Annotated in this window: 13 protein-coding genes; 6 read left to right on the plus strand and 7 right to left on the minus strand. The window is 50.1% G+C overall.

Going from position 1 to position 11,917, the window contains the following annotated elements; translation table 11 throughout:
• Positions 1-117: 117 nt before the first annotated feature.
• The 3 genes from GX659_06080 to GX659_06090 all read right to left on the minus strand — a co-directional run bounded on the left by GX659_06080 (position 118) and on the right by GX659_06090 (position 2,210).
• On the minus strand, positions 118-654 hold the full coding sequence (locus GX659_06080; protein NLD28354.1) for a hypothetical protein: 537 nt from the start codon (positions 652-654) through the stop codon (positions 118-120).
• A gap of 137 nt (positions 655-791) precedes the next feature.
• Complete coding sequence (locus tag GX659_06085) at positions 792-1,595, minus strand: PTS transporter subunit EIIA (protein ID NLD28355.1); 804 nt, start codon at positions 1,593-1,595, stop codon at positions 792-794.
• 111 nt (positions 1,596-1,706) lie between these two features.
• Complete coding sequence (locus GX659_06090; protein NLD28356.1) at positions 1,707-2,210, minus strand: hypothetical protein; 504 nt, start codon at positions 2,208-2,210, stop codon at positions 1,707-1,709.
• A 191-nt stretch (positions 2,211-2,401) separates the two neighbouring features.
• Between GX659_06090 and GX659_06095 the strand changes: the two genes are divergently transcribed.
• Positions 2,402-2,998, plus strand: a complete 597-nt coding sequence (locus tag GX659_06095; GenBank protein NLD28357.1) for a YcbK family protein — start codon at positions 2,402-2,404, stop codon at positions 2,996-2,998.
• Between the two features lie 8 nt (positions 2,999-3,006).
• On the opposite strand, the gene GX659_06100 is transcribed toward GX659_06095, so the two are convergent.
• Both GX659_06100 and GX659_06105 read right to left on the minus strand, forming a co-directional pair.
• Positions 3,007-3,522: a DnaJ domain-containing protein gene (locus tag GX659_06100; protein NLD28358.1), complete on the minus strand. Its 516-nt coding sequence runs from the start codon at positions 3,520-3,522 to the stop codon at positions 3,007-3,009.
• A gap of 46 nt (positions 3,523-3,568) precedes the next feature.
• Complete coding sequence (locus GX659_06105; GenBank protein NLD28359.1) at positions 3,569-4,549, minus strand: tRNA 4-thiouridine(8) synthase ThiI; 981 nt, start codon at positions 4,547-4,549, stop codon at positions 3,569-3,571.
• A gap of 186 nt (positions 4,550-4,735) precedes the next feature.
• Here GX659_06105 and GX659_06110 point away from each other — a divergent pair, with 186 nt between their 5' ends.
• Genes GX659_06110 through GX659_06120 form a run of 3 tightly spaced genes read left to right on the plus strand, consistent with a single transcriptional unit; the run spans position 4,736 to position 9,173 of the window.
• Positions 4,736-5,731, plus strand: a complete 996-nt coding sequence (locus GX659_06110; protein NLD28360.1) for a response regulator — start codon at positions 4,736-4,738, stop codon at positions 5,729-5,731.
• Positions 5,732-5,761: 30 nt separating this feature from the next.
• Entirely contained in the window at positions 5,762-7,204 is a 1,443-nt protein-coding gene (locus tag GX659_06115; GenBank protein ID NLD28361.1) for a sugar ABC transporter substrate-binding protein, read from the plus strand.
• Positions 7,205-7,226: 22 nt separating this feature from the next.
• Positions 7,227-9,173, plus strand: coding sequence for a sensor histidine kinase (locus GX659_06120; protein ID NLD28362.1), 1,947 nt, complete (start codon positions 7,227-7,229; stop codon positions 9,171-9,173).
• A gap of 53 nt (positions 9,174-9,226) precedes the next feature.
• Here GX659_06120 and GX659_06125 read toward each other — a convergent pair whose 3' ends face one another.
• Positions 9,227-9,412: a hypothetical protein gene (locus tag GX659_06125; protein ID NLD28363.1), complete on the minus strand. Its 186-nt coding sequence runs from the start codon at positions 9,410-9,412 to the stop codon at positions 9,227-9,229.
• A gap of 107 nt (positions 9,413-9,519) precedes the next feature.
• Between GX659_06125 and GX659_06130 the strand changes: the two genes are divergently transcribed.
• The gene (locus tag GX659_06130; protein NLD28364.1) at positions 9,520-9,684 is read left to right on the plus strand and encodes a hypothetical protein; all 165 of its coding nucleotides are present in this window, start codon (positions 9,520-9,522) and stop codon (positions 9,682-9,684) included.
• Between the two features lie 9 nt (positions 9,685-9,693).
• On the opposite strand, the gene GX659_06135 is transcribed toward GX659_06130, so the two are convergent.
• The gene (locus GX659_06135) at positions 9,694-10,776 is read right to left on the minus strand and encodes a hypothetical protein (GenBank protein NLD28365.1); all 1,083 of its coding nucleotides are present in this window, start codon (positions 10,774-10,776) and stop codon (positions 9,694-9,696) included.
• Between the two features lie 151 nt (positions 10,777-10,927).
• On the opposite strand from GX659_06135, the gene murB reads away from it, so the two are divergent.
• Positions 10,928-11,854 carry a UDP-N-acetylmuramate dehydrogenase gene (murB, locus tag GX659_06140; protein NLD28366.1) on the plus strand — a complete coding sequence of 309 codons (927 nt, stop codon included), beginning with the start codon at positions 10,928-10,930 and terminating at the stop codon, positions 11,852-11,854.
• Positions 11,855-11,917: the final 63 nt, after the last annotated feature.

Raw genomic sequence — 11,917 nt, forward strand, 5'->3', positions numbered from 1 at the left:
CTTAGGGCAAGCTAATTGGAAGAGCAAATAAAGTCAATAAGATCAGGGGTTTTGGAAATAAAAAAGGGCCCGACGCGCATATGTCGGACCCTTCGGCTAATTCAATCAAGAACAAACTTATATAGCATCCTCATCGACAGGAACCGAGGCATCCGCCGGGGGCTCCTCGCCTCTCATCAACTCGATGGTATAGGTAGCGCAGCTCTCACCAAACTCACCCGCATCGTCGGCCTCCATAACTTCACAGCTTCCTTCGATGCCGCCTTCGACGAAGGTCAGATAGTACACCCGCTGAACGCCCATGATAACTGACATGAGAACTATCGATCTATCTTTTAGCCTGGAGGAAAAGAGACGTGAGTAACCTTCGAAGGTAGCATTCACAAACGAGCCACCCTCCTCGTCCTCTATCTTCACCGCCAGCTTGTTCTCCACGCCGGCCTCATCGGATATAGATTCACAGCTGTTGTTATCGAGAGTCATGGTGCCGACATAGTAGCCGGAGTTCGGCCCGAAGCGCTTGCCCTCACTGGGCTGACCCGGCCTGTCTATACCACGGCCAAAACCTTCGATGGCATCGGTGTCCCTATCGAACGCCGCGCATGACGAAATGAGCAAAAGAGAAAGAATCGCCAGAAACAGCCTGAATCCCATATACCCTCCCAGGTAACTTGAGTGTGCACGCCGCACACTGCGATGGTTAGTGAAGTTCTCCCATATGATGTATCGTCTCTCCCCCGAGAAAGTTGCTACTTTTTTTAATACTTTTAAAGTGCTTATTTTACAAGTAGTTATGAGCGTAGAGAGCCTATGATAAAGCGCCCGCAGCGTTCGCACACATAAACGGAGTTGGGATTTCTCTTCATCTCGTAGGCAAGCCCGCTCGACAGCTGCATATTGCATCCGTGGCATATGCCATCGTTGGCCTCGACCAGAGCCTCGCCGTAATGGCTGATAAGCCTGTCAAACCTCGAGAGCATGCTCCCTGAGAGCTCATCCCTTGCAAGCTCTATCTTTCTCGCCAGCCCTTTTGCACCGGATGACTTTTTTGCCTCCAGGAGTTGAAGCGTAACAAGGATATCGGCCTCCCATTTGGTGGCGCGCCCTGCGAGCATATCCACCTTCACATCGGCAAAAAGCGCAGCAATCTCCTTGGCATCTTTCGCCTTCATGATGTGATCGCGGAAATCGGGATCTGCGAGTTTGGAAACGAGTCCGGCAAAGAGCCTGTTGAAAAGACCCGGCTGTTCCGGCTGCCACAGGATCAGGACTATGATATGAACATCGCCGCGGTCAGGAGCACCAAAATCTATTCCCTGTTTATGCCTTCCAATCGCTATAACGGGCTTCGGACCGACTTCCAAACGGGCATGGGGAATGGCGATGCCATCGCCAAGCGCTGTCACTGCAAGATCTTCCCTCTCGAGAACTCTTTTCAACGCCTCCGCCTTCTGCGGGATGAGATCCTTCCGGTAAAGGAGATCGATGATATCCTCAATTGCCGCCTTCTTGCTTTTATTCGTCATATCTTCGATCACATGTCCGGCGTCGAGAAGTTCCCCGAGCGGCACAACTTTCACATACTCGCTGACCATATATCTCTGCTCCTTTTCATGCTGATGGTTTAATGCTTTGTTGAAACAAAAACGCCAGCTAGGAAAGAAAATCCATACGCCTGTATCGTTTTACAGTCAAGAAATTCTGGGTCAAAAAGGAAGTCGCCCTATGAAATTTAGCGCCTTGTTATCATCCGGAATCCAAAGGATATTACACTTCCACAAGACCTTGCTGCACTCGGAAATCAGCCGATCCGGATGTATTTTCAGCAGCTCTTTCTCCGGATCGATCCTGCAAAGGATATTGTGGGCGGTCGCCGAAAGAACGACCCTGTCGTTCCCCCTGATTCTATGCGTCTTATGAACTATATCCTTTTTATCCGCTTCATCCTCGGAAAAAGTAACACAGTTGTATCTCTCCATGTGTTCTTCAAGCCTTATGAGAACCAAATCCTCAGCAATCTCAAAGCAGCCGTCAGGATAGTCGTCCGGACAGGAGTCGCGCTCAACCCACTCTATCGCGGATATCGATCCCATCGAGCCGTGGTATGATGAAATAGCGTGAGCGCATTCAGCATTTGAAGCGGCAAATGAAAATACGCAGAGCGACAAGGCGCTCGCAAATAGGGATCTCAAGATTCTCCCGACAGCCATGACACACACTCCTCCCAGATATATTTTCGGCAATTTTCAATTTTTGTTGCTCAGTCATTTCCCTCCCTCCAACCTTTATTTAAGGGCATTGGGGGAAAATAGGCAGACTCGTCCGGGCTCTGTCTTCCGGATTTTTCTCTGAGGATTGAAGGTTGACATATGTAATTCATGCCGATACTCGAATCCGAACGATGAAAATTGGAATCCCCATACCATCCCTTCTTCTGCTTATCACGGCGCTGATCTTTCCCTGCGACATGGCCAATTCGGAGCCATCCCAGGAACATCCCCTTGGAAACGGAATAGTGACTCTATACAGGCCGGACAAGGATGAGAGAGCCACATTCGCTTATCGGGATAAAAACGGCGCATACGACAGGGATGCCCTTGTCGAGATCGCCCATTTCTTTCGTTGCCGCCTCACAGATGAAGAACACGAGATATCCCCCAAATTGATTGAGTTGCTGGACGCCATGGAAGATCATTTCGACGCCCCTGAGATACAGCTGATCTCGGGATACCGCAGCCCTCTCAGGAATTCCATCATGAGCGCTAGAAGCAGGCGCGTGGCAAAAAAGAGCCTCCATACCGAAGGTATGGCCGCGGATATAAAAATAGCGGGCATCTCCAACAGACGCATCAGAAGCTTCGCTTACCGATTGGGCCGCGGGGGCGTAGGATACTACGGCCAAAAATCCTTCGTCCATGTGGATACCGGACCGGTCAGAACATGGGGCTGGATGCCGCCCGCACTTGCCGGCAGGCGCTTGGCAGGTACACAGAAGTAAGCCCGGCTTCAGGATAAACGTTTGAGTATGTCAGGAATCGGTCTGAAAAATTCTACTCCACATTCCGCGTCACCGCCTTCAAGCTCTTTCACCCACCTTGCATAAGCCTCCGCCGCATCGCTGGCCGACCCTCCGAAGGCAACGGAGAGGTGATCGCCTATTTCGACATCCACATCTGTAACGATCTTGATTCCAAGGGCGCTGGCGTCGAGGACGCGTGCCCTCTCCCATTTCCCCGAACCCTGCGGGAGAATCCAAACCTGTGCATCGACCTGAAAACGGGGAGCGCGGCGCACGTCAGCCCTTCCCTTATACAGATTCCTATAAGAGGAATCATAACGGGCGCGCTTGCCCGGATCCTTCAAGACCTCATAGGCCTCGTTTATATCCTTGGCGCACTCCTCATCACCTCCGAGATCAGGATGCATTTTAAGGGCATACATCCAGGTCTTATACACCGCGTTGATTATTTCGAGCGGAGCATCCGGCGCAACGCCAAGCAATCTGTAATAATCTTTTTTCATTCCTTTGAATCGCCTCGATACACAGCTGTAAAAAATTCCACTGCTCTCAAATTAAAAAATTCAGAAAACTCTTCTTCTCTACAGGAGAGACGAGTTCACTCCAGGTCCTTCCGCCATAGCGAATTTTTATGGGAACCTCCGAGCCTCCGTGGTCAGCGTAGGTCGCGCATATGGACGCCACAAGGTTGACATCCCTTATGGACTTCGGAGAGAGCACTATCGCAGCGGGGCCAGGGAGAACATCGGAGATTAAAAGCGCCCCCAGAGATTCGGGAAGCGCCTCGATCTTCTGATTATTTTTTTCATTCCTTCCGACGATAGCCTTTACCCCGTTCTCGAAGCGAAAAAACCTTCCGAGTTTCAGCAGCTCCACGTCATCGCACCCTGCTTCCGGCAAATCATGAAGTAAAACCTCGAGCCTCTTCGAAAAAGCCGGATCCGTAAGAAGGCAGCCCCCCGCAGGCTGAATGTAATGAACAATTCCATATTTCTTCGCGAGTTCCATCTGAGGCTTTCGCGAACGCCCGCTTATCGCACCAAGGCGCGATCTGTCGATCAACCCCTCCCTCTCCGGTTTCGTGGAATCGAGGAGCCTCGCTGATAGAGGCCTAAGAAGTATTTCGGAGCAGCCGGAATTTTTCGCCACCGTATCGAGAGACCGCCTATTCTGGGACATCGGCCTTTCGTTTAAAACCTCGCCGGTCGCAACTATATCGAAGCCCTCGGTTACCGCTATCTCCCCCGCCTTGCGAACCATCATGGCATGGCAGTCTATGCAGGGATTCATATTCTTGCCGCGGCCATGTGGAGGATTTTTGACCATCGCAAGATGCTCATCGGAAATATCCACGATCCTTATGGGAATTTTCATCTCTTTGGCTGCATCCTCGGCATTTTCAGATCCAAAAAAGGGGGTGGTGAAGGTAAGTCCGACCACCTCGATCCCCTGTTCCTCGAGCATACGTACTGCCAAAAGGCTGTCTAAGCCGCCGGAAAGAAGTGAAAGCGCCCTTATTTTTTTACCCACGCGATGTCTCCCTATTCCTGTTCGCCTGTAGCTATTCAATGGTGAGGCATAATTTAAGAGAGAGACAAAGGCAATAGAAAGGGTTGAAACTATTGATACAAAATAGAACCGATAATCGTCATTTTTCACATTTTGTAGATAAAGCCGCGATTGACGCAAGCGTAAATCTGCTCTAGATATATTAGCATGGAAAAACTCAACATACCGAAGTTCGACCCCCCGCTGAATGTTCTGGCGGTGGACGATGACGCCACCAATCTCCTGATAATCGAAAAGATGCTCAAGCCCTATGGTTGCATCGTGGAAAAAGCTGCTTCCGGCCAGGACGCGCTAAACAAGGTCTGGAAAAAACTCCCGGATATCATCCTCCTCGACGTTATGATGCCGGGGATGGATGGCTTCGAGGTCTGCAGGAACCTGAAGGGAAAGGAAAGCACGAGACTCGTTCCGATAATCATCGTCACAGCGCTTCATCAGAAGGAAGACCGAATAAAAGGAATCCAAGCCGGCTGCGATGATTTCATAAGCAAACCGATCGAACGCCTAGAGTTAATAGCCAGGGTTCACGCATTGGGACAGGTCAAGCGCCTCAACGACGATCTCGACCATGCCGAAGCGGTCGTCCTTAGCCTCGCGCGCGCAGTCGAGGCAAAGGACCACACCACTGGCAACCACTGCGACAGACTGATGCGCCTCAGCAGGGCATTCGGCGAATATCTTGGGCTGGATGAGCCCGACATCCGCACTCTAGAGCGGGTAAGCATACTTCACGACGTGGGCAAGATAGGAATCCCAGATTCGATCCTGCTCAAGCCCGGGAAGCTCACCGAGGATGAATGGGAGATGATGAGACAGCATCCCATACTGGGGGAGGAGATATGCCACCCACTGCGCTCTCTTTCCGACGTTTGCCCGGTGATCAGGCACCATCATGAAAAATGGAGCGGTATCGGATATCCCGACGGACTTATGGGGGAATCAATCCCTTATCTGGCTCGCGTTTTTCAGATACTCGACGCCTTCGACGCGCTGACCAGCGAACGCCCGTACAAAAGGGCGTTTTCAGCTCAGGACGCCCTGAAAACCATAGAGGATGAATCCTCGATGGGATACTGGGATCCAACGCTTGTAAAAAAATTCCGGGAGTTTTTAAATTCACGGGACGCCTCGAAGCCGTTGTGAAGAAGATGTCACGAACGAGAGGGATCTAGATTGAAAAAAAACTTCTTCTGTTATCCTTTCATTATCAAACGACCCAAAAAAAACAGCAACTACCGTCTCATATCTCTAGCGGTTGTGGCTGCCGTCATTTCCATCGCCTTCGCATCCTGTTCGAAAAAAAACGACCCCGAGCCGATAAAATCACTGGCGACATCCGTCACGCTGGAAGTAAACCCATCAAAACCCTCGATCAATTTTATCACCTGGAATGAGGACTATCTGCATGCCATGCGTGAAAAAATCCCAGCCTTCGAAAAGGAAAACGGCATAGAGGTAACTTGGAGGCTTCTGAGCGAAGATGTGGTGCGCGAAAAGGTTTTAATTGATCTGGCATCCGGCGCAGGAGAATACGATCTAGTCCTTACCGACGTCTGGATACTTCCGGAACACGTACATTTCGGATATCTGGAGCCGCTTGATGAATTCGCAAAATCGGATCCGGCTTTTAAGAAGGATTTCTGGTATCCGGAATTTCTCGACGCACTCACCTACGAAGACCACCTTTATGCCCTTCCAACGGAGAGCTTCGGCGCCGCGATGATGATCAGAAAAGACCTGCTCGAGAAAAAAGGAATTTCTATTCCCAAGACTACCGACGAACTCGAGGCCGCTGCAAGAATGCTGACGCTTGATTTAAGCGGCGACGGCAAGATCGACCTCTTCGGCGCGGTTTCCAGGGGAAAGGCCGGAGAGGAACCGACCATAGTGGTCTCCGGATTCGCCTGGGCATATGGGGGAAGTTGGTTTGAAGGGGGAGCTTCAACAGCTTCAGAGATACGCACCAAGCAGGCCAAGCCGTCATTCAACTCACCTGAATTCATAGCGGGATTTAAAAAATACTGCGACCTGCTGCGCAAATTCGGCCCTCCGGGAATTAAGGACTACAGCTGGTACGAAATAATAGAGCATGGCAAAAAGGGGACCGCCGCAATAATACTCAACTCGGATTTCAACGTAGGCGCTCTCGACAGACCATCTATCGGGATGAGGGAGAAATACATAGCCGCCCTTCCCGTCAAAGGACCGGCAAGGTATACTCAGGAAGCCTTCGCAATGGGTTACGGAATAAACAAGCACTCCCGCAATAAAAAAGCAGCATGGCAATTTTTGAAGTTTTTGACCGGCACGGATTTCATGGAGGACGTGGTAAAAAATCACGCCACATCCATCGCAATACGATCCCTGCGCGAGGGAGACCTCTACAGGGAGATGCACCCATACAAGACCGATGATGACAAGTTCGTTTTGGAGGAAAGCATACGCTTGATAGACTGGGATTACATGCCGAAGATTCCGGAGTACTCCGTAATTTCCAACATGTTGGGCACCGCCACCTCCGAAGTAATAGCCGGAAAGAAAAACCCTAAGGAGGCGATGGATCATTTGAACAACTCCGTATTTAAACTTATGAAGCAGTCGGGCTATTATAACTGACGGGAGCAAACGAGGCTCACCAATGTTTAAAAAGATAAAAATTAAATTTTTGATTCCAATACTCCTCCTCCAGCTGGTCGCCCTCGGCGTACTTGGCTTCATAGCCCACCGATTCAGCAGCGATCTCTTGACCACCTTGGCCGAACGCGAGTTCAATCTCACAATAGAATCAACCAGACAGCACATAGAATCTGCAATCAAGGACAGGCTGGACAAATCCAAGGCATTGCTGAACAACGCGGTGTTCATAAAGTTCAATGCGGCACAGTTTTATAAAAGCGACGCCGACGTGGCTGTTTTCAATTTCCAGAAAGGAAACGGACTAATCTTCTCCGAACCCGAGGTCGGGGGCCTCGTCAACTACCCAATCGGACTTCTCGCCAATGAAGGCAACAGGGGCATATCGAGCATGGGTCTCTTTCCATCACAGGAATACGTCGGCAGTGACGGGATGGTTCGCCAGCACGTCTATCTCGGCGGATCGAACGATATCGACTTTGAAATCGCATCCCCTGAGAAGCTCGACAGATCACAAGCCGAGTGGTTCAAGGCTGCCATGGCTGGCAACATCTTCGTGGGACGCCCCCAGGAGATGCCGCTGTATCTGAGAAAATACGATCCGGTCGAAATAGAGTCGGAAGAAGTGGAGAAAAAAGAAAACCTGATAGTCATAGCTATGCCTCATAAAATCGGCGACGCTACCGTAGGGGTTCTGATGGTGACCACTCCCCCTGATTTCATATACAATGCCCTGCCGGACCATGAAAGCTCAGCGCTGATAATGCTCGTCGATTCCAATGGAAACATGATCGCAGAGAGCGGCAACCTCTCTCTTGAAAAATCGATTCCATCTTTCGATCCGGCCAGAGTTACGGCCAGCGGAGCCGACTCGATACACGAAGAAGAGGATCTTCTGGTCTTGCACGAGCCGATCGACGAATCCGGATGGACTCTTTCGATGTTCGCAAAGAAAAGCGATATCTACGGCGCCGTATATAAACTCAGAAATAATATTCTGTTCATAGTAGCGATCTCAGTCACCATAATGGCACTCTGCGTATTCTTCATCATAGGCAAATTGCTCCGGCCGATCATAAAACTGACAAACGCCTCCGACAGGATGGCCGGTGGCGAACTCGGGCTGCAAATCGACAAGAGTTCCGACGATGAAATAGGAAGGCTGACTGAATCATTCAACAAGATGAGCACCTCAACCAAAAAGATGCATGACAGGCTCGCCCGCATAAACTTCGTCAGGAAGCAGATGCTGCAAATAATCAGCCACGAGCTTAAAACCCCCCTCAACGGAATCATAGGATTCTACGAGCTGATGAAGGATGAAATCATGAAAGGTTCCTCCTCCAGCATGGAGGAGTTTCAGGAATGTTTCGATGGCTTGGGCGGAAGCATCGAAAAATACAGAATGCTCGTCGAAAGGCTCACTAAAACCACGAGTGTGATGACGGGCGAAATGAAGGGGATCGATGAGGTGGATGAACCATCGTCGCTTATGGAATCTCTGCAAGCCGCTGTCGATGAAGCCAAAAGGCACCGCAGCTCGATCGAACTCAAATTCGACATGGAAGATTTTGCCGCAACCAGGGTCGCGGCTCCATTTGGGGCGGTGAAGCTGATCTTCGAAGAGGCCCTCTCCAACGCGATAAAATACTCTCCAGCTGATAGCCCGATAGAGATATTCCTATCCAGAGGTGACTCAGAGGCAATAATAGAAGTACACGACAACGGAACAGGTATCCCTCAAAAATATCTGGATGAGGTCATAGAACCTTTCTTCGAAGTCGCCGATTCTCTCTACCACTCCAGCGGAAAATACAAAGAAGGAGGAGGCGGACTCGGCCTTGGTCTTACAATCATAGGAAATGTTCTCAGGAGATGCGGCGGCAAGATGAGAATCGAATCGAAGGAAGGAAAAGGCACCTCCCTCATCATCTCCCTTCCGTTGGCATAGATAAAATTATTACAAAGAAATGTGCCCTGCCCAGCCAATCGCACGCCGATAAATCATTTTTTCCTATTGTGAATATCGAGCCCCGCTTTGGCCAGAAGCTCTAGGACCTCGCTCTTGGAACGACCGGTCTCCTTGGCTATGCGACTGATATCATCAACCAGCCCTCTAGATAGATAGAAGGCGTAGCTCTGTTTGCGACTCTTGCTATCCGGTTTCTGTTTTTTCTCGATCAAAGGCATCTGGGCCTCCTCTCCATCTGAGCTTATATATTGTAACAGGCATTGCAAATTGAATTCAATCTTTGACTTATATTTTAGAATATATTAGAATTTATATAGGAGAACAGATGAAATATAATAATTTCAGGGAGTTAGAAAAGAAAGTGAGTCTTCTCAAGAAAAGGTGCCCGTGGGTGGCTATGCTGCTTCTTCATTGCTTAAAAACACGCGACCCCAGGGCATTCCGTGCCATGCGCGTCATGCTAGCCCGCCTGAGCCTCAACGAGGCATGAGCAGTTCAGTCAAGCGTCATTCAATGTCTTTATGGTGAAGTAAAAGGAGCTGCCTCGCCCGACCTCGCTTTCAACCCAGAGCTCCCCGCCCATTAATGAGACCAGCCCCACCGATATTGGGAGACCAAGGCCGGTCCCCTCCTCTCCCTGCTTCGAATTAATCTCGGATGAAATCGATATGCCGCGAACGATGTCATTGATCCTCTCGCTGGAAATTCCAGAGCCGCTGTCCTTGACTGAGAATATTATATCACCGCGTTTCGAGCTTCTATTGGAGGCTGCCTCCAAGAGTATGCTGCCGCGCTCCGTGCATTTCTGAGCATTGCTGAGCAGGTTTATCAGAACCCTGGAGAGTTTATGACCGTCGGCGTTTACCACCTTGCGCAGATCATCCGAAATCACCACCTTGAGCTCCACGCCCTTCTCAGCACACTGCGTCCTCACTGTTGCGGCGGCCTCCTCCACGATATCTGCGATGTTGACGTGGGATGGGTGAAGAACCATTCGCCCGGATTCCAGCCTGAAGAGATCCAGGACCTCGTTTACCAGATGAAGCATGTTCTGGCCGCTCTTTCTGATTATCCCGAGGCTGTGTTTTCTCTCCTCATTGCTTTCCGAAGATTCCAGTTCCTCGGAAAGACCGATTATGCCCGCAAGCGGAGTTTTCATTTCGTGGCTCATATTCGTAAAAAATTCGCTTTTCATGCGCCCCAGTCCGCCAACGCTCCAGCTTCCCGGACGCCTGAAGCGGAAAGCGCCAGCGATGACCGCAAACAGGAGCACAGCAGCGATGACTTGGGCTATGACCATTGCGCAGATCGTGTAAAAAAAACGGGCTTGCTCCGCATGGGCAACCTTATTTTCAAGAGATGAAACGGATGGAAGATTCAGGGGAATATTCCCCAAAAACATTTTGAGAATCGGGCCAAGGCTCTCGGCGGAAAAAAACCTTAGTTGTTCCACTATAGCCGCGACTGAATACCTTGAAATGAGATGCAAAATTGCGACATTCATAAGCGCAGATAAGGCTAGCGCGAGGAGCACGAAAAAAAACGAGCGCCTGGATAATTTATCCCTCAATATTGGTGACATAGGGGCTCAGATATAAGTTTTTTCATCACCGCTGAAAAGTTTTTTCTGGCGCAAAAACACCCAGCCCACCGATCGAAATCCGCGAGAGCTCTACAACTAACCAATATATAAGACTTTTATAGCAACTTGCAGAGCGTTTGAGAGCGGAGAAATGCCCCTTGAAGTCGAATGGCAAATTTCATACAAGCCGCGGATGGTCGTAAACCCATTCAAAGAAAGAAAACCCCTGTCCGGCTTCACGACATTTCGCATCGGGGGCCCCGCCCCAATAGCCGAGGTCTCTTCGCCAGAAGAGCTGCTCGACGCAATTGGAGATGCAAACTCGCGCGGCCTTGACTGGATCGTAATAGGGCATGGCTCAAACATACTCGCGCACGATGAAGGAGTCGATAAGGGAGTTATAGTTTTTTCCGACGATTCGGAACCGAAGCTTAAAGATTGCATCATAGAGGCTTCAGCTGGAATCCCGCTCGCGACTCTGATAGATTTTTCGCAGCTGCACTCCCTATCCGGCTTGGAAAACCTAGCGGGAATTCCGGGGAGTCTCGGCGGGGCCATAGCGGGCAACGCTGGCGCTTATGGATCATCCATATCGGACTGCATATACGAGATTGAAATCGCCACGAGAAAAGGAAATCCGCTTAGAATTCCCAAGGAAAAACTCTCATTCTCATATCGCAACAGCGCAATAAAAAGGGAGCGGATCCCGATTCTTCGGGCCATTCTTAGGCTCACCGTGGGAGAAAGATCCGAGATATCGGAAAGAATTGCGGAACGCATCGAGGATAGAAAAACCAAACACCCGGATTACAGAGTCGTGCCCACCGCGGGCAGCTTTTTCAAAAATCCGCTGAATTCGGACGGCGACAGAGTCGCCGCAGGAAAACTTCTGGATGAGTGTGGATGTAGAGGGATGAGGATAGGAAAAGCCACTACATGGCACAGGCACGCCAACATCATAGTCACCGACGGAAAATCCTCCTACGCCGAAGTCCGAGCACTCGCCACCATGATGGCTGAAAGAGTTCGCGAAAAATTCGGGATATCGCTCGAAAACGAAGTTCTTTTCCTGATCTGATGATCTCAGCAAGGATGTGTTCCGCAGGAAAAAACAATATCTGCGCAAGAGGAATTAATTTCA

It is taken from the genome of Myxococcales bacterium, assembly GCA_012513515.1.
Lineage (GTDB): Bacteria > UBA10199 > UBA10199 > 2-02-FULL-44-16 > JAAZCA01 > JAAZCA01.